The organism is Streptomyces sp. GESEQ-4 (assembly GCF_017948455.1).
Taxonomy (GTDB): domain Bacteria; phylum Actinomycetota; class Actinomycetes; order Streptomycetales; family Streptomycetaceae; genus Streptomyces.
Genome location: NZ_JAFFSU010000008.1, coordinates 292,850 through 310,069, shown reverse-complemented (window position 1 = coordinate 310,069; position 17,220 = coordinate 292,850). Strand labels below are relative to the sequence as shown.

Annotated in this window: 11 protein-coding genes; 1 reads left to right on the top strand and 10 read right to left on the bottom strand. The window is 70.6% G+C overall.

What is annotated here, in order from left to right; all coding sequences use genetic code 11:
* The 10 genes from KCH48_RS18590 to KCH48_RS18545 all read right to left on the bottom strand — a co-directional run bounded on the left by KCH48_RS18590 (window position 1) and on the right by KCH48_RS18545 (window position 15,924).
* Window positions 1–1,257, bottom strand: coding sequence for an O-antigen ligase (locus KCH48_RS18590; RefSeq protein ID WP_210575447.1), 1,257 nt, complete (start codon window positions 1,255–1,257; stop codon window positions 1–3).
* A 1-nt stretch (window position 1,258) separates the two neighbouring features.
* Window positions 1,259–2,815, bottom strand: coding sequence for a right-handed parallel beta-helix repeat-containing protein (locus KCH48_RS18585; protein ID WP_210575446.1), 1,557 nt, complete (start codon window positions 2,813–2,815; stop codon window positions 1,259–1,261).
* An 8-nt stretch (window positions 2,816–2,823) separates the two neighbouring features.
* On the bottom strand, window positions 2,824–4,767 hold the full coding sequence (locus KCH48_RS18580) for an alginate lyase family protein (RefSeq protein WP_210575444.1): 1,944 nt from the start codon (window positions 4,765–4,767) through the stop codon (window positions 2,824–2,826).
* Window positions 4,764–6,935: a bi-domain-containing oxidoreductase gene (locus KCH48_RS18575; protein ID WP_210575442.1), complete on the bottom strand. Its 2,172-nt coding sequence runs from the start codon at window positions 6,933–6,935 to the stop codon at window positions 4,764–4,766. Before KCH48_RS18575 ends, KCH48_RS18580 begins: the two co-directional genes overlap by 4 nt.
* Window positions 6,936–6,963: 28 nt before the next feature.
* A complete protein-coding gene (gene asnB, locus KCH48_RS18570; protein WP_210575440.1) occupies window positions 6,964–8,898 on the bottom strand; it encodes an asparagine synthase (glutamine-hydrolyzing) in 1,935 nt (644 codons plus the stop codon).
* 3 nt (window positions 8,899–8,901) lie between these two features.
* Window positions 8,902–10,422, bottom strand: a complete 1,521-nt coding sequence (locus KCH48_RS18565) for a Wzz/FepE/Etk N-terminal domain-containing protein (RefSeq protein ID WP_210575439.1) — start codon at window positions 10,420–10,422, stop codon at window positions 8,902–8,904.
* Complete coding sequence (locus KCH48_RS18560) at window positions 10,422–11,789, bottom strand: Wzz/FepE/Etk N-terminal domain-containing protein (protein ID WP_210575438.1); 1,368 nt, start codon at window positions 11,787–11,789, stop codon at window positions 10,422–10,424. Before KCH48_RS18560 ends, KCH48_RS18565 begins: the two co-directional genes overlap by 1 nt.
* On the bottom strand, window positions 11,786–13,066 hold the full coding sequence (locus KCH48_RS18555) for a glycosyltransferase family 4 protein (RefSeq protein ID WP_210575437.1): 1,281 nt from the start codon (window positions 13,064–13,066) through the stop codon (window positions 11,786–11,788). Before KCH48_RS18555 ends, KCH48_RS18560 begins: the two co-directional genes overlap by 4 nt.
* A complete protein-coding gene (locus tag KCH48_RS18550) occupies window positions 13,056–14,372 on the bottom strand; it encodes a nucleotide sugar dehydrogenase (RefSeq protein WP_210575435.1) in 1,317 nt (438 codons plus the stop codon). Before KCH48_RS18550 ends, KCH48_RS18555 begins: the two co-directional genes overlap by 11 nt.
* A 73-nt stretch (window positions 14,373–14,445) precedes the next feature.
* Entirely contained in the window at window positions 14,446–15,924 is a 1,479-nt protein-coding gene (locus tag KCH48_RS18545) for a sugar transferase (RefSeq protein ID WP_210575433.1), read from the bottom strand.
* A gap of 690 nt (window positions 15,925–16,614) precedes the next feature.
* Between KCH48_RS18545 and KCH48_RS18540 the strand changes: the two genes are divergently transcribed.
* Window positions 16,615–17,214 (top strand): PAS domain-containing protein, encoded by a 600-nt coding sequence (locus KCH48_RS18540; protein WP_307840900.1) that lies wholly within the window; start codon window positions 16,615–16,617, stop codon window positions 17,212–17,214.
* Window positions 17,215–17,220: the final 6 nt, after the last annotated feature.

Below are 17,220 nucleotides of genomic sequence, written 5' to 3'. Positions count from 1 at the left end.
TCAGACCACCTCCGTTCTACGGGCCCAGCGCGGGACGTGTCGTCGCGGGACTTCGGGTATCGCGAGCGGAGCCGTTGTGGCAGGTGCCGCCAACAGCGAGGCGGCCAGGGCCAGATGGAGCAGATACGGCGAGGCGTCGCCGAGGCCGGCCTCGGTGTACGACGCGATCGCGCAGTAGCTGATCAGGAAGATCGCGCAGGCCCTCTGCAGCGACGGTGGCCGCAGCAACGCGACGCCGCCGAGGACGATGATGATCGCCGACACCAAGGTGACGCCGATCAGGCCCTGTTCCTGGTAGACGGCCAGCCAGCTGTTGTCGATCGGCAGCCCGCCGAACGACTTGTCGCCCAGGCCCATGCCGAACACCTTCTCCGCGGTCGTGCGGGGTTCGGCCAGCAGGGCGTCCCAGACCTTGGCGCGGCCGGTGAGGCTGGTGAAGTACTCCTTGCTCTGTCCGCGCAGGAACCATGCCTGGAGCGCGGAGGCGAATCCCACGGCGGCCACCGCGGCGCACAGCACCGTCCAGACGAAGAACCGGCGGGCGGCGGCGCTGGTCAGGATGAGCGAGCCGATCGCCAGCGCCAGCCCGATGAGCAGACCGATCGTGGCCGTCCGGGTGTGGGTCAGGGCGAGCAGGGCGAGTGACGGCACGATGACCACCGCCGCGCTGGTCCGGTCGGTTCTGCGGCCGAGCAGGAGCAGCACGGTGAGCCCGATGATCACCGCCGCGTATTGTCCGATCTGCGGCGGGGTGAGCGGCCACAACGCGCCGACCAGCCGCCCGCCATAGCGCTCGGGCATAGCTGCGCCCGGTGAGATGACCGCGCCGACGGCCACCGTCGCGAGCACCGCGAAGTACGTCCGGATGTGGTGCCGGACGAACGTCAGGCCGCCGTCCCACCAGCGGCTCAGCAGCCACAGCGTGCCGATGAAGAGAGCCAGCCGGGCGCAGCGGAACAGCGCGCCGAACCCGGACTCCAGGTCCACGCTGGAGATCATGCTCGGCACCAGCAGCAGGGTGAGCAGGAACAAGAAGGCGCTGGCTCTGATGCGCAGCCGGGGATTGACCGCGAGCGCCAGCGCGAACGCGGCGACCAGCGAGCCCATGGTGACCAACTGGATGAGGGAACGGGGCAGCGGGACGATGGTGTCCGCCCCGGTGGAGCCCAGCGTGTTGAGGGCCAGCAGTCCCCAGGCGATCCCGACGGTCTTCGGCGTGCCGGCAGGGCGCGGTTCGGCGTCGAACTGTGTCGCCATCTCAACCACCGGCCTGTGCGTCGAGGGTGCTCCCCGCGTCCTGCCGGTAGCTCTTCCCCTGCCACTGCGCGAAGTCGATCAGCCGGCTCTGGTCCTGGACGACGAACTTCCACGGTCCGAGGTAGACGTTGTCGTGCCAGCGGTTGTCCTGCTTGTGGGTGATCGCCTGAGCCACCTTCTCGCCCTGGTACGGCGACCAGTCCGGATAGGTGCCGTAGTTGGACAGCACCGCCATGCGGTCGCACTTCACCGTGCACTTGACGACGGACGTGTCCAGCACGAAGCGGTTGTCGTGGATGTCCACCCGCTGGGTCTTCCACCGGCAGTCGGCGTAGAGCGGTGGCTTGGCGATCGCCGGCTTCGCGCAGCGGTCGGTCTTCTTCACCAGCAAGGTGCAGTCACCGGACGAGGTGTTGGCCGGGCTGTTGCAGAACCGGTCGGCGTTCTCCCACAGGGTGATCCCGTTCCAGTTGTTCTCCAGCACGTTCCGGTACATCTCGATCTTGTCCGTGCGGGCTCGGATCCGTGGTTCGCCGCCGGACTCGGACAGGTAGACGGTCGCGAACGGGAAGTTGTCCTCGCCGGCGGTGTACTTGCGGCCCTCGACCCAGTTGTTGCGCCGGATCGTGTTGTTCCGGATGACCGCGTTGTAGCTGGTCTCGTACATCAGCGCGGCACCGTCGTTGGCCTCGATCACGTTGTTCTCGATGCGGAAGTCGTTGTTGTTGGTGTCCGCCCACAACCCTGTGCCACGGTTGTCGTGCACCCAATTGCCGCGGATGTCCGCACCGTTGACGGCCCAGAACTTGATGCCTCCGGTGCAGCCGCAGCCCTCCCGCCGCCGCTCCCAGTCGTCGGTGTTGTTGCCCACGATCTCGTTGCCCTCGACCACCAGGCCGGTGATACGGCCCCCGCCCTTGTACGCGTTCATGCCGTACTGGCCGTTGTCGCGCAGACAGCTGGCGCGGACCTGCTGGCGGGCACCGGCCATCAGCCCGGCACCGGAGTTGTTCTGGATCGTCGCGTGCTCGATCACCCACCCGTCGGCCGAGTCATGGTTGACCACGCCCTGGTCGTGCGGCGCGACGAAACCCTGCACGGTCAGGTGGCGGATCGTGACGTCGGGGGCACCGCCGCCGAACGCGTACTGGTTCTTCTTCCGGCCGTCCAGCACCGCGCCCGGCGCGCCGAGGTAGCGGTTCCCCTTCTTGGGGATCACCTGGGCATAGCGGTCCGGGTCGAGCCGGTGCGTGCCCGGCCGAAGCCAGAACGTGGTGTTCGGAGGGCTGCTCTTGGTCTTCGCCGCCAGGTCACCGACCACCGCGGGGTCGACGGTCACCGCGCCCGCCGGTGCCTTCGCCGGCCCGGCGGCGGGCTTGGCGCACACCCGGGCCACGTCCGGGGACGGCACACCGGACGTGGACGGCGCACCGGACGTGGGCGGCGCGTCGGCAGGCTTCGCCGAGTCGTCCGGCGTGCTCGTACAGCCGGTCGCCGCCAGCAGGGCCAGCGCCGACGATGCCGCCGCCGACGCCCAGTGCCGCCTTCTGAAACCCACGTGCCCCCCTAGCCCCGGAACCTGAGCACGGTGGTGAAACCTTCCGCGCCGTCGGCGAAGCCGGTGCCGACCAGCGTGGTGGCGGGTTCCTTGCGCCCGAATCCCGCGGAGTACCAGCCCAGCGGCGGATCGGTCTCGCCGCGGTGCGCCTGCCAGGACAGCTGCCCGGGCAGGTCGAGCACCGCGGAGCGCTCCTCGCCGTCCCGGGTCCAGGTGAGCACGGCCCGGTTCCCCAGCAGGTCCGCGGTGATCGCCGGGCCGAGGTGGAACGCGAGGCGTACCTTCCGGCCCGAGCCGCGCACCTCGTCGACCACCGTCAATTCCTGGGTCTCCGCCGTCAGTTCCACGCTTCGGCGGTGCACGGAGCCCTCGTAACCGTCGTGTTCGGCACACCAGCGGGCCACGCCGTCGCCGGAGGTGTCGGCGGTCAGGACGCGGGTCTCGGCATGCCGGGTCCACAGGAACGGGCCGCCGGAGACGGACTGGTCACCGCCGTCCAGTTGCAGGGTGTTGTGGCCGAGGGTCGAGCGGAAGTACTGCCGCCATTCGGGTTGCCCGTGGTAGCAGTACGTCCCCGGGTCGGCGAGTACGTCGACCCCGTCGTGCCGCACCTCCACGGACAGCGCGTCCGCGTGGGCGTGCGCGGCGATGGACAGGAAGCCGTGCGGGCCGCCGTCGCAGCGGCACCAGATCTCCTCCGGACCGCGCAGGATGGTGAGCCCCGCGTCGGCGAAGTGGGACGGTCGGTTCACCGGACGGCTCACGGACCGTTCACTGGGCTTGATGAGCGCGGCCAGCAGCGGGGTGCGCACATCGGTGCCGGTCACGGCCGGCCACCAGTCGAGCCGTCCGAACACGGTGTCCCCGGTGGCCAGCAGTGAGGCCCAGCGGTCGGTGCCCGCGCCGTCCACGACCAGACCGTGCCCGTCGTCCGCGTCCCCCTGGCGCGGCGGCCGCAGCCGGTTGTCCACGACGGCCGCGAGCGCGTCGGTCATCCGCAGCAGTACGAGGCGTACGGTCGCGGGGACCGGGACGCCCGCGGCATCCGCCTCGGCCACGGCGGCCAGGCCCAACTCCAGTACGAGTCCGTGGTATTCGGTGGCCAGCTCGCGGTTGAGGCCGGAGACGTAGGTGTTGCCGCGCAGGTGCCGCTCCAGTGAGCGCAGCGCCCCCGCCCGCCAACTCTCCGACGAGGGGAACCAGTCGAAGGCGCAGGACGCGGCGAACTGGCCGGCGGCCTCGGCGATGACGTGGTTGTTCGCCGAAGAGCCCCGGCTGGGGAAGGCGGCCAGCCAGCGCTGGTGGTGCCAGATCTGGTTCAGCGCCACCGGGTTGTCCTCGAACAGGTCGGTCGCGCCCGGCCAGCCGTCGAGCAGCCGGCGGACCCACACCCAGGACAGCAGCCGGATGCCCAGCTCGATGCCGCTGATCCAGTGCACGCCGCGCAGCGGTGGGTTGGCCGTCCACCACGACCGCAGGTGCTGGGCGACCCGCTCGGCGTACCGCTCGTTCCCGGTGACCGCGTAGGCGGCGGCGAGCTGGGTGAGGTACTGGTGCCGGGACAGCTCCCAGATCTGCTTGATGTCCCCGACGGCGTCTTCGTTCCGGTACGGCACGTCGAAGGCGTAGCCCTCCGGAGCCCGGCGCCCGGTCTTCGGGTCGCGCCACCAGTCCGGGTCGTCCAGGTCGTCGCGGACCACCCCGAAGTACTCGGCGTGCCCGTCCATCAGCCGGTCCGCCTCGGCGATGAGCCGTTTCGCGGCGTCCGGTGGCACCGCGGCGATCGTCCCCTCGGGCAGGACCGCGGTGAACCGGGCGCCGGTCACGCTCGGGGAGTCGGGCCGCGCCGACCGCCACCGGCGTCTGCGCACCGCGTCGCCCGCCCGGCCCGCGACCTCCCGCGGCCCCATCCGGGAAAGGCGCCGCAGATACCAGCCCGCACTCATGCTCATCGCGGCCCCGCCAGCGTCACCGGCGCACCGCCCGCGAGGCCCGCCTGCACGGCGAGGGTGGCCGCCGTGGTGGCGACCAGCGACTGAAGCGGCACCGGCATCGGCCCGCCGGTCCGCACCGCCTTGATGAACGCGGCCAGTTCGGCGTTCTGGCCCTTGTCCCGGGCCTTGGGCAGCCGCGAACTGACCCACTTCTTGCGGCCGTACACCGAGGCACGGACGAAGTCGTCGAGGCGCAGCGCCTTCCCGTCCGCGACGAGGTCGAGGGTTTCCTTGGGCAGACTGGCCGGTCCGGTGGTGACGTAGCTGATGGTGGCGGTGGACCCGTCCGGGTAGCGGAGTACGACCTGGAGGTCCTCGTTGCCGGACGGGGCGACCGCGTACACCGAGACCGGGTCGGCGTCGAGCAGCCAGCTCGCCGTGTCGATGAAGTGTCCGCCCTCACCGGCGAACCGCGAGCCCTCGCTGCCCTGTTGGAGGTACCAACTGCCGTGCTGCAGCCGGCCCGCGTTGACGAGGTAGCGGAGGTTCGCCGGACCGGTCCGGGCGCCGAACCGCTCTCTGGCCTCCTGCAGCAGCGGCGCGAACCGGCGGTTGAAGCCCACCTGCAGCCGGTCGTTGCCGGACTCCTCCACCGCCGCGAGTACGCCGGCCAGTTCGTCCTCGCTGAGGGCCAGGGGCTTCTCCACGAAGACGGTCTTGCCGGCCAGCAGCGCCTTCCGGGTCAGTTCGGCGTGCGAGCTGTGCCGGGTGACGACGAACACCGCGTCGATGGACTTGTCGCCGAGTACGGCGTCGAGATCGGTGGTCGCCTCGGCGAAGCCGAACTTCCGTTGCGCGTTGGCCGCGGACAGCGCCGTCGTGGTGACGACGGTCGACAACTCGACGCCGTCGCGCTGTGCCAGGTGCGGCAGCAGCATCGACGTCGCGTAGTTGCCCGCGCCTACGAACGCGAGCCGCACCGGCGTCTTGGCGGCCCGGGCCGGACTCCGCTTCACGCTCACCGTGGGCACGGCCACCGCCGGAGCCTCGGCTTCCACCGCTTGGTCGGGGTACTGGAACAGCACGGCCACGGCCTTCAACTCGCCGTCCTTCAGGCGCTGGTACGTCTCCACGGCGTCATCGAAGTCGGCGACGTGGGAGATCAGAGGCTCCACATCGACGCGGCCACGGGCGACGAGGTCGAGGAAGCACGCCAGATTGCGGCGCTCGGTCCAGCGCACGTAGCCGATCGGGTAGTCCCGGCCCTCCAGTTCGTACTCCGGGTCGTAGCGACCGGGGCCGTAACTGCGGGAGAAGCGGACGTCGAGCTCCTTCTCGTAGTACGCGTTCCACGGCAGGTCCAGACGGCACTTGCCGATGTCGATCACCCGGCCGCGGTCCCGGCAGAGCCGGGCGGCCAGCTCCACGGGCTGATTGCTGCCGCCGCCGGCGGCCAGGTACACCTGGTCCACGCCGTGGCCGTCGGTGAGCTCGGCGACAGCGGCTTCCACGGCGGCCGACGCGGGGTCGCCGCAGGCCGCGGCACCCAGACGCTCGGCCAGTTCGCAGCGCACCGGGTCGGGGTCGGCGCCGACGACGCGGACTCCCGAGGCGGTGAGGAGCTGTACCACCAGCTGCCCGATCAGCCCGAGGCCGATGACCAGGGCCACTTCGCCGAGCTGTGACTCGCCCTGGCGGACGCCCTGCATCGCGATCGACCCGACGGTGCCGAAGGCCGCGTGCCGGGGCGCGAGTCCGTCCGGCACCGGGGCGTAGAGGTTCTTCGGCACCCAGTTCAGCTCGGCGTGCAGCGCGTGCTCGTTGCCGGCGCAGGCCACGAGGTCGCCGACCTTCACGTCGTCGATGCCGGCGCCGACCTGCTCGACCACCCCGCACAGCGAGTAGCCCAGCGGTGTGTAGGAGTCCAGCTTGCCCATCACCTTGCGGTAGGTGGCGGGCACCCCGTTGGTGGCCACGCTCTGCATGACCTTGGCCACCTGGTCGGGCCGGGAGCGGGCCTTGCCCAGCATCGACATGCCGGCCTCGGACACCTTCATGAGCTCGGTGCCGGTGGAGATCAGCGAGTAGGCGCTGCGGACCAGCACACCGCCCGGCTTGCACCCCGGCGCCGGAACGTCGAGCACCGCCAGCTCGCCGCTCTTGTAGTTCTGCACAACCTGTTTCACCCGAAGTCCCCTTGTTTCTACGCGTCTTCTACGCCGTCGAGCGAGCGCTCTGGCCGGACCCGGACGTCGCGTCGCGATACCAGTACTCCAGCGTCAGCACATGCCACAGATGCTTGGAGAAGTCCCGCTGCCCGGCGGCGTCCTCGGCGACCATCCGCGCCAGCGCGTCGCGGCGCAGGAACCCGGAATTGACCAGCAGGCCGTCGTTGACCACCTCGCGCACCAGCGGTGCCAGATCCCGGCTCATCCAGGCCCGCAGCGGGGCACTGAACAGGCCCTTGGGCCGGTACACGATCTCCCGGGGCAGGATCGAGCCGGCCGCCTCCTTGAGCACGACCTTGCCCTGCCGTCCGACGATCTTGCGGTCGCCGGGCACGGCGAACGCCGCCTTGACCACCTCGACGTCCACGTACGGCACCCGTACCTCGGTCGAGGCGGCCATGCTGGAGCGGTCCGTGTAGGCGAGGTTCAGACCCGGCAGGAACATCCGGGCGTCGGTCAGGCACATGCGGTTGACGAAGTCGTCGAGGTCGTTGTCCTCGTAGGTGTCCGCATGTTCGGTCAGGACGTCGTCGACCGTCCCGGCCAGGTCGGGATCGAGCAGGCCGAGCAGCTCCTCCTGGTCGTACATGGTGTAGCTGCGCCGGAACGCGGTCTCCTCCGGCAGATCGGCGAAGGAGAGGAACCGCTTCGCGAACCGCACCGACCGGTACCCGCGGCGGGCCGAGGCGACCGGCAGCCGGTCCACGGCCGCGGACAGTCCGCGGCGCAGGGGCCGCGGGACGCGCTGGTAGCGCAGCGCCAGCAGGTTGGCCAGGTGCTTGCGGTACCCGGCGAACAGCTCGTCGGCGCCCATCCCCGAGAGCATCACCTTGACCCCGGCCTCCCGGGCGGCCGAGCAGATCAGGAACGTGTTGATCGCGGCGGGGTCGCCGATCGGCTCGTCCAGGTGGTACGTCATCTGCGGCAGCAGATCGAGTACGTTCGGGGCGATCTCGATCTCGTGCAGGTCGACGCCGAACCGCTCGGCCACCTGACGCGCGTAGCGCAGATCGTCCGGCATTGCCTCGAACTTGGCGTCCTCGGCGCGGAACCCGATCGTGTAGGCGGAGATCCCGGGCTGGTGGCGGGCGGCCAGCGCGGTCAGGTAGCTGGAGTCGAGGCCGCCGGAGAGAAAGGTCGCCACGGGGACGTCGGAGAGCAGGTGCCGCCGGGTCGACTCCTCGACGATGGCGGCCAGGTCCGGCTGTTCGCCGGCCAGGGCCCGCTCCCGGCCCTCGGCGGCGACGTCCTTCAGGTTCCAGAACCGGCCGCGCTCCACCCGGCCGTCGGGCCGGAACCTCATCCAGCTCCCCGGCGGCAGCTTCTCCGCCTCGCGGAACGCGCACCGTGAGTCCGGCACCCAGTAGTACAGCAGCGAGGCCACCAGCGCCGCGTGGTCCACCTCCAGCGACCCGCCGGTCACGGCCGCGAGCGCCTTGAGCTCGGAGGCGAAGACCAGACCCGCGCCGCGCCGGAGCAGGAACAGCGGCTTGATGCCCAACTGGTCGCGGGCCAGCACCAGTTCACCGGTGCGCTCGTCGAAGATCCCGAACGCGAACATGCCGCGCAGCCTGGGCAGGCAGTCGGTGCCCCAGTGCCGCCAGGCCTCCAGGAGCACCTCGGTGTCGGAGGTGCCGCGGAAGCGCACCCCGGCGGCTGTCAGTTCGGCGCGCAGCTCGGGCGCGTTGTACAGCTCGCCGTTGTAGGTCAGGGCGAGGCCGTCCGAGACCATCGGCTGGGCGCCAGTCTCGGACAGGTCGATGATGGCCAGCCGACGGTGCCCGAGCTGTACTTCACCGTCACCGACGGGGTGGCCGTAGCGGCCCGCCCCGTCCGGACCGCGGTGGGTGAGGGTCTCGGTGAGCCGGTCGGTCACGACCTTCCCGTCCGGCCATCGGTAAGTGCCTGCGATGCCACACATGTCCTACCGCGCTTCCTGGTCGTTGTCCGGGCCCTTTGCGGCCCACACCGGCAGCCGCTCCGTCCGGCCCGTGCCGTTCTGCCGGGCCGGTGTCTCGCCGCGGCCGCGCAGCGCGGTGTACGGCCCGTCCCACAGCGTGCCGTCGGTCCGGTCCCGCGGATCGGGGTCGATCAGCACCACGCCGAGCACCGGGATGCGCTGGTCCGCGAGCTGCCGCGCCACGGTGTGCAGCCATGCGGCGCTGCCGTGTCCGGCCCGTACGACCAGCACGGTCCGGGTACCGAGGTACCGGAGGTCGGTCCACGCGGTGCCGGGCGCCACCGAGCCGACGCCGATCCGGAGTTGCTGATGCGGCACGGCCGCGGCACGCTCGCCGCTGACCACGGTGGGGTCTCCCGGTTTCTGGCGGCGCTCCGCGAGCTGCGGGCCGGGCAGACCGTCGATGATGACCGCCGGCCCCTCCGCCGCCAGGGCCCGGCCGAGGTGCAGGGCGATCACGCTCGCGCTGCGCGCACAGCCCAGTTCCAGCAGCGACACCGGTTCCGCTGCCGCGGAGCCGCGCACGGTACGGGCCAGGTGCGCGGTGAGCCGTTCGCGTGTCACCCGCGTCCGTCGGCGCTGCCACAGCCTGCCCGACCGGCGGGGCAGCTCGGCGATGACCGAGGCGCCCAGGTTCGCCGCGATGTCCCGGCGCAGCACGGGGCGGTCGGCCACGACCGTGCGGACCGCGGCAAGGGCGAGCCCGAGGGCGAGCCCGACGACCAGGCCGATCGCGGCGTTGGTGGCAACGGCCTTGGGCAGGGAATGCCGCACCGTGCGTGGGCCGTCCACGATCTGCGTACGGGCGATGAGCTGGGGCGTGCCGATGCGCGCCTCCTCGGCGCGCTCGTCGTAGTCGCCGATCTGCGAGGTGAGCTTGGCCCGGCGGTCGAAGAGCGACTCGAGGTCAGCCGACGCTGACGGGTCGCCTTCCTGAGGCTGGTCTCCGATTTCCTCGTTGACCTTGGCGAGCTCGTCCCGCAAGCGGTCGCGCCGGTCGAGCAGGGCCTCGGCCTCGGCGTTCGCCGCTTCCCGTATCCGCGTCAGATGGTCCGCGATGAACGCGTCGGCCAGCGCCTTGGCCCGGGCCACCGCCTGAGCGTCGCTGTCACCCGTCACGTTGATCTGCAAGAGGTTGTTGGTCAAGCCGGTACCACGGTAGTCCCGCATGAAGTCGACCGGGCGTTCCGAGTCGTTGAGGGACTTGAGGGCCTGGTCGGCGACCCGCGTGGTCTGCAGCAGCTCGACGTCGGTGCGGATCAGCGTTCCGGGGTCGTTCGGCTGGTCGTCCTGATGCGCGACCAGCACCGTGGTCACCGCGGTCGGCGGCGCCGGCAGCAGCACCGCCACCGCCGCGCCGAGCAGCAGCCCCAGCAGCGCCAGGGAGCACCAGAGGCGGCGGCGCCTGCGCACCGCCACCACCAGGCCCTGTAGGTCGAACAGCGGAGCGGTTGCCGACGACTCGGACGTTGTGCTCGTCATCACTACGAACCTCCCGGCGCGGGGCCGCGAACCGCGAACGCCAGAGTGGCGTCATCCGGCGTCCGGCCGGCAGACGGCGTCGGACGGGCCTGGACCGTGCCGGCGACGACGGTGCCGGCGACGACGAAGCCGACGACCTGATGCTTGCCGTCCGTACACGCCTCGGCTATGCCGGTGAGCTCCGCCGCGGTCCAACTGCCCGCGCTGAGCACCACCAGGGCACCGTTCTCCCTGACGCGGTCCGGCACCAACGGCTGGGACACCGACACCTCCACCACCCGAAGCAGCGGATCGCTCCCGGCTTCGGTGACGAGCTGCCCGGCGGCCCGGCGGGCGATCTCGTCGCCGTCCGGTACGACCACCAGCAACCGCCGGGGGGCCGGCAGCCTTTCCCGGAGGCGAGCGCACACCCGCCGGTAGCGGATCCGCCTGCTGGCCTCGTCGCCGGATCTCCGCGGGGTCGGTATGTCCCACCGGGTGTCGACGCCCAGCAGCCGGCGGATCAAGGCCCGCGGGCCACGGTCTTCCGGCCGGTCCGCGGACCGTTCACCAGGCACGTCGACGGTGCCCAGCAGCGCCGAGCCCAGCGCGGCGGCGATCTCCGGTTCGGTGCGCAGTCGGCGGCTGGCCCGTGCGGCCGCGAGATGGCCGATGACCGCGAGCAGGAAGAACAGCACCGCCCCGGCGACCGTCAGCTGCGTCCTCGTCGGCGGGGCCTCACCGGTCGGCCGGACCGCCGGCCCCATGACGACCAGGCTGGCCTTGGCGGCCGCCGGGTCGGCCTCGGCCAGCTTGGTCATGGCCTCCTCCAGCGAGGTGCGCAGTTGCTCGAGCTGGGTGCGGGCCTGCACGCTCTCCACGGTCTGCCCCGGATCGGTCGCATTGGCCAGTTCGGTGATGCGGCGGTTGGTCTGCTCCACCTGCTTCCGCAGTGCCTCGGGCCCCGCCGCGGTGCTGTCCCCCGCGATCCGCGCGACGAATGCGACGAACTGCTTGGCCACCTCGTCCGAGAGCCGCTGTGCGCGCTCCGGAGTGTCGGCCGTACCCGAGATCTTGACGATGTTCCCGTCGCCGGCCTTGGCGCTCACTCGTTCTCGCAGCTCCCTGCCGCTGACGCCACTCCAGTCGAGCTTGGCGGCCGCGCGGTCGACCACCGCCGAACTGGTCGCGATCTCTGTCTGCGTCAGCAGCTCGCGCTCCTCCCACGCCCCCGGCAGCAGCACCGATGCCGACGTCGTGTATTTCGGCGGAATCAGCAAGGAGGTGCCGTAGCCGACGAGCGCGCCCACCACGGCGAGGACGGCGAGGAGCCGCCAGCGCCGTCGGAAGATCCGCCCGACCGTGACCAGGCGAACTGTGTCATCGCTCATCGGCGCGGCCTCCTCCCCGTCCGGACCGGGTTGCCCGCCGACACCGGAGCGTGGTCACGGCAGGCAGCGGCGTAGGCGGCGAGCAGCGACGCCTGCGAGTTCCGCCAGGAGAGCGGCCCGCTGATCCGCTCCTGGCCGATCTCGCCCATCCGGGCCCGCTTCTCCGGGTCGTCCAGGAGCAGCGTGATGAGCTTGGCGAACTCGGCCTCGTCGTTGGCGGACGCGTAGACGGCGGCGTCATCGGCGGAGACGCGCGCCTCCTTCAGGTCGAAGGAGACGATCGGCCGGCCCATCGCCATGTACTCCAGGACCTTGTTCATGGTCGACACGTCGTTGAGCGGATTGCGCGGGTCGGGGGAAAGGCACACGTCCGCGGTGGACAGGTAGCGCACCAGGTCGGCGTCCGGTATGCGCCCGGTGAACTGCACCTGTTCGGAGAGCCCGAGCTGCCGGGACAGCTCCACCATCGCGTCGAAGGCGTCGCCGGAGCCGACGAACACCGCGTGCCAGTCGGTCCGCCCGAGCTCGTCGCGCAGTTTCGCGAGGGCCCGCAGGGCGTAGTCGACGCCGTCCTGAGGGCCCATGACGCCGAGGTAGCACAGCAGATGAGGCTTGCCGCGCTTCAACTCCGGTTCGGGCGGCACCGGTTGGAACCGCTCGATCGCGGGCGCGCTGCGCACCACGAACACGTCCTCAGGACGCCGGCCGCCGCGGCGTATCGCGACGTCCCGGTAGCTCTCGTTCGTGGCGAGGACGATGTCCGCGGCCCGGTAGGTCCGCCGTTCCAGCGCGCACACGGCGCGGTAGAGCAGGTCTTCGCCGCGGTCGAACCGGGAGAGGTACAACTCGGGTACCAGGTCGTGCTGGTCGAAGACGAACCGCGCGCCGCGCCGCTTCAGCCACAGCGCGGGCAGGAACAGCAGGTCCGGCGGGTTGCAGGCGTGGACCACGTCGACCGGGCCGACCTTGCGGGCCAGCCGGGCCGTGTGCCAGAGCGCCGTTCCGTACTCCTTGAGGTAGCCGGCCGGTCCTCCGGTGGCCGCGCGCAACGGGTAGCGGTGGATCCGCACCCCGTCGATCACGGCCTCCGGCTCCGTGTCGCGCTTCTCCCCGCGGGGACAGATGACGTGCACTTCCCAGCCCGCGTCGCGCAGTGTCGTGCACTCCTGCCACACCCGCCGGTCGAACGGCACCGACAGGTTCTCCACCAGGATCAACGCGCGTCGCTTCGACCCGTCGCCGCGGGCTGTGTCATCGAACGATGTGTTACCAAGCAAGGCCCACGTACCCCGGTTCGGCCCGCCGCGCTTCGGCGTCGGGAAGGTGGATGAGGTCGACGATCACCGGGCCGTCGCCATGGGGCAGCGCCGACAGCACCGCCGTATCCCTGGTTCCGACCAGGCACACCTCGGCGTGCTCGAGCACCTCGTCGACGGAGTCCGCGAGCAGCTGCGCGAGGTGCGGCAGCCGGGTCTCGATGTACTCGCGGTTCGCGCCCATCAGCCGGGAGAGGCTCACGTTGGCGTCGTAGATCTTGAGGTCGTACCCCTTGCCGAAGAGTCTCTCCGCCAGCTCGACGAGCGGGCTCTCGCGGAGGTCGTCGGTGCCGGGTTTGAAGGACAGCCCGAACATGCCTATTCGGCGCTTGCCCGTGCGCTCGACCAGCTCCACCGCGCGCTGCAGGTGGGCGGAGTTGGAGGGCAGCACGTGGGCGAGGATGGGCACCGAGATGTCGGCCCGCTGCGCCGCGTAAACCAGGCTGCGCAGGTCCTTGGGCAGGCAGGAGCCACCGAAGGCGAAGCCGGGCCGCAGGTAGGCGGGGCTGATGTTCAGCTTGCGGTCGGCCAGGAACACGTCCATCACCTGGTGCGAGTCCACTCCGAGCGCCTGGCACACCGCGCCCAGCTCGTTCGCGAAGCCGATCTTGAGGCCGTGGAACGCGTTGTCCGCGTACTTGATCGCCTCGGCGGTCGGGACCGGCACCCGGAACACCTCGCCGGGCAGGCCGTCGTACAGGGCCAGCACCGCGTCGCCGCTGGCCGGGTCGAGTTCGCCGATGACGGTCTTGGGCGGGTCGAAGAAGTCCTTCACGCTCGTGCCCTCGCGCAGGAACTCCGGGTTGACGGCGACCCCGATGTCCACCCCGGCGGTGCCGCCGACGTACTTCTCCAGGATCGGTACCAGCAGGTTCAGGCAGGTGCCCGGGAGCATGGTGCTGCGGAACACGACGGTGTGCCGCCCGCCCCGCTCGGCCAGCGCGGCACCGATCTCCTCGGTGACCCGCTCCAAGTACGTCGTGCACAGGCTGCCGTTGGGCTCCGAAGGCGTGCCCACGCAGACCAGCGACACCTCGCTGCCCATGATCGCCTCGCGGACGTCGTCGGTGGCTCTTAAGGCACCGGTCCGCACGACCTCGGCGATGAGCTCGCCGATCCGCTCCTCGACCACCGGGGCCTTGCCGTCGTTGACCAGGTCGACCTTCACCTGGTTCACGTCCACGCCGATGACCTCGTGACCCATGCTGGCCAGGCACGCGGCCGACACACAGCCCACGTAGCCGAGCCCGAAAACGCTGACCTTCATGATTCGTCCTTCCCCCCACGCAGGCCCATGTGGCCTGCGGTCCGCGCACGCACCGAACGACACCCCTCGCGCATCAGTAGGCCCCCTGCCCGTGAAGCACCGCGCGTAGCGTCTTCCACAAGATCACCGCGTCGAGGGCGAGCGACCAGTCCTCCACGTACCGCAGGTCGAGGCGGACCGCCTCCTCCCACGGCAGGTCGCTGCGTCCGCTGATCTGCCACAGGCCGGTGAGCCCGGGCTTGACCAGCAGCCGCCGCCGGATGTCCGGGCCGTACGCGGCGCACTCCTCCGGCAGCGGAGGCCGCGGACCGACGAGCGACATCGACCCGGAGAGCACGTTGAAGAGCTGCGGGAGCTCGTCGATCGAGTACCGGCGCAGCACCGCCCCCACCCGGGTCACCCGCGGATCCCGGCGAAGCTTGAACAGCAGCCCCGCACCCTCGTTGAGGTCGGCCAGCGCGGCACGGGCTCCGTGCGCCCCGGCGACCATGGTGCGGAACTTGAACATCGTGAACTCGCGGCCGTCCTTGCCGACCCTGCGCTGGCGGTAGAACACCCCGCCCCGGCTGTCCGCCACCACGAGCAGTCCGACCAGCACCATCAGCGGCGCGAACAGCACCAGCAGCACCGCCGCGCCCATCCGGTCGGCGACCTCCTTGACCGCCCGCCGCCCCCCGGTGAAGGTCGGCATGCTGACCCGCAGCAGCGGTATTCCGAGCACCGCGTCGACATGCAGCCGCGGTCCTGCCACCTCCATCAGCACGGGGGCCACGATCATCTCGGCGTCGCTGCCCTCGAGGTTCCAGGCCAGCCGCTGCAGCCGGTGCGGTGTCCAGTACGGGTCCGGTGTGACCGCGACGACCCGGTAGCCGTCGTGGCGGACGTGCTTGGCGACGTCCGCCAGTCGGCCGACGACCCGCACTCCGTCCACGTGGTCACCGTCGAGCCCGCGACCGTCCGTCGTGCACACCGCCTCCACCCGCCAGCCGAGGTGCGGGAATTTGCGGGTTCGATTGATGAGGTCGCGCACGGTGTCCGGGCTCCCGGCAGCGAGCACCGGTCTCAGGCACCGTCCTTCGTTCCGCTGTCTGTGCAGCCGTATACGGAGCAGATACCGGGCGGTCATGGTGACGAGCGCGATCGCGGGGATCGCGACGAAGATCCAGAGCTTGATGTTGCGTGAGGTGAGGGCTATCCCGCCGAGTGCCAGTACGACGGTCGCCGCGAACAGCGCGCGTCCGAGCCGGCGGAATTCCTCGGCACCCTGGCCGAGCACGGCCGGAGCCCACGACCGGCTCACCGCCAACGCTCCCAGCACCAGCAGCTCCGTGCCGAAGGCGAGAATCCCCCATTTCTCGTGCCAGTCGGCCGCGTCCCGGACCCCGAAGAAGTTGCCTATCGCCGCTACCACCAGGGCGGTGGCCACCGTGTCGCTGGTGATCACGGCCCGGCGGTAGCGCTGTTCCCATTCGGTCGCCGGCTGGCTGATGGCCTCACTCGCCAGACCTCCCCGCGCCGACGAAAACGGGTCGATCAATCCCCCCTGTCGCACAGAACCCCCCCGGTCCCCAGTGATACGACGTGGTCGCCAAACACCGTCCCTCCCCCCGGGAGGCCCCCGCCTCCCGCATGCTTCCTCCCCTCGGGAGGCCCCCCGCCCCCCGCCGCGCTGTTCCCTCCTCGCGGGCGGCTCCAGCCCCGCGCATGACATTCCGGTCACTGCCGCGCTACGTGATCAATCCGCCCCGCGGAACCCCCGGATGCTCCCCGCACCCAAAGTCCCTCTCGGGTCCATAGCGGCAGACCTATAGATCGTCATTTGTCGGCTCGTGTCCCGCATGTGAAGCAAGGTCAATCTAGACCATCGAACCCCGTCCGGAGAGGGGTACGTGTGTAATTTGTGCTTAACCTTTGAAGTTTGATCCACATCTCGTTCACCTACTACGCCCGCCTCGCCGACGAGGTCATGCCCTCTGACCTGTGATGACGGGATGCCTCCGGGGTGCCTGGACCGGCAATCCGGAGGCGTGGACGCAGTACCAACTGGGCCGCACTCGGGGCCGATTCGGCGCAATTTGTCGGTAAGCTCGGGGCGGTGGTTACGGGCGCAGGGCGCCCCAGCCGCCTCAGTGGCCCGAAATCCTTCACACGTATGCGTTGGCGAACCGCGGCCAGACATCGGCGAAGTAGCCCGCCCGCGCCACTTCAACGAACCCACGGCGCGCACGAACTGGACAAGGGCGTGAGGGTCCTGAAGATCGCGGTCGTGCTGGGCCGCATGTTCCCGGGTCTGTGCGAGGTGGTTCTGCATGATCTGCGCGATCCGCAGCATGCGATCCGGGCGATCGAGAACAACCTCTCGGGCCGCAAGATCGGGGACTCCGTCACGGAGTTGGGCCTCGCCCGCATCGAGGACCCCGACTACCCGAGCGTCATCCAGAACTACCCCAACCAGTTTCCCGATGGCCGCCCGGTGAAGAGCACATCCATCGGCATCAAGAACACCGCGGGCGAATACATCGCGGCTCTCTGCCTGAACCTCGACGTGTCCGTCCTGTCACCGATGACGCTGGCGTTGTCGAACCTGGTGGCCACGGACACCGAGCACCCTGACCAGCCTCTGGAGACGCTGCGGGCCCGCAACGCGCGCGAGCTGCGCCAGGCGGTGGAGGCACTGGCCGCGGAGCGCGCCGCCACCCCCCGGTCGCTGAGCCGGGAGGACAAGAAGGCGCTGGTGCGACAGCTCCACCAAGACGGCTACTTCGACTCGCGCGACGCAGCGCAGACCATCGCCGACCTGCTCGGCGTGTCCCGAGCGACCGTCTACAACTACACCAAGTAAAGGGCC

Bases quoted from the DNA above. Each gene is read 5' to 3' on its own strand.
- KCH48_RS18590 (WP_210575447.1), bottom strand. From the start codon at position 1,257: ATGGCGACACAGTTCGACGCCGAACCGCGCCCTGCCGGCACGCCGAAG.
- KCH48_RS18580 (WP_210575444.1), bottom strand. From the start codon at position 4,767: ATGAGCATGAGTGCGGGCTGGTATCTGCGGCGCCTTTCCCGGATGGGG.
- asnB (WP_210575440.1), bottom strand. From the start codon at position 8,898: ATGTGTGGCATCGCAGGCACTTACCGATGGCCGGACGGGAAGGTCGTG.
- KCH48_RS18560 (WP_210575438.1), bottom strand. From the start codon at position 11,789: ATGAGCGATGACACAGTTCGCCTGGTCACGGTCGGGCGGATCTTCCGA.
- KCH48_RS18550 (WP_210575435.1), bottom strand. From the start codon at position 14,372: ATGAAGGTCAGCGTTTTCGGGCTCGGCTACGTGGGCTGTGTGTCGGCC.